At 41.9% G+C, this 585-nt stretch carries 1 protein-coding gene; it reads right to left on the bottom strand.

Features of this window, described 5'->3' with window-relative positions; translation table 11 throughout:
- On the bottom strand, nucleotides 1-263 hold a 263-nt coding region (bor, locus tag EJ063_RS20470; RefSeq protein ID WP_439333299.1), incomplete at its 3' end, for a serum resistance lipoprotein Bor.
- Nucleotides 264-585 lie beyond the last annotated feature (322 nt).

Raw genomic sequence — 585 nt, 5'->3', positions numbered from 1 at the left:
GGAGTATAAATGCCTAAAGTAATAAAACCGAGCAATCCATTTACGAATGTTTGCTGGGTTTCTGTTTTAACAACATTTTCTGCGCCGCCACAAATTTTGGCTGCATCGACAGTTTTCTTCTGCCCAATTCCAGAAACGAAGAAATGATGGGTGATGGTTTCCTTTGGTGCTACTGCTGCCGGTTTGTTTTGAACAGTAAACGTCTGTTGAGCACATCCTGTAATAAGCAGGGCCAGCGYAGTAGCGAGTAGCATTTTTTTYATGGTGTTATTCCCGATGCTTTTTGAAGTTCGCAGAATCGTATGTKTAGAAAATTAAACAAACCCTAAACAATGAGTTGAAATTTCATATTGTTAATATTTATTAATGTATGTCAGGTGCGATGAATCGTCATTGTATTCCCGGATTAACTATGTCCACAGCCCTGACGGGGAACTTCTCTGCGGGAGTGTCCGGGAATAATTAAAACGATGCACACAGGGTTTAGCGCGTACACGTATTGCATTATGCCAACGCCCCGGTGCTGACACGGAAGAAACCGGACGTTATGATTTAGCGTGGAAAGATTTGTGTAGTGTTCTGAAT

Source organism: Vibrio aquaticus (assembly GCF_003970385.1).
Classification (GTDB): domain Bacteria; phylum Pseudomonadota; class Gammaproteobacteria; order Enterobacterales; family Vibrionaceae; genus Vibrio; species Vibrio aquaticus.
This window is presented reverse-complemented; position numbering and strand designations above follow the sequence as displayed.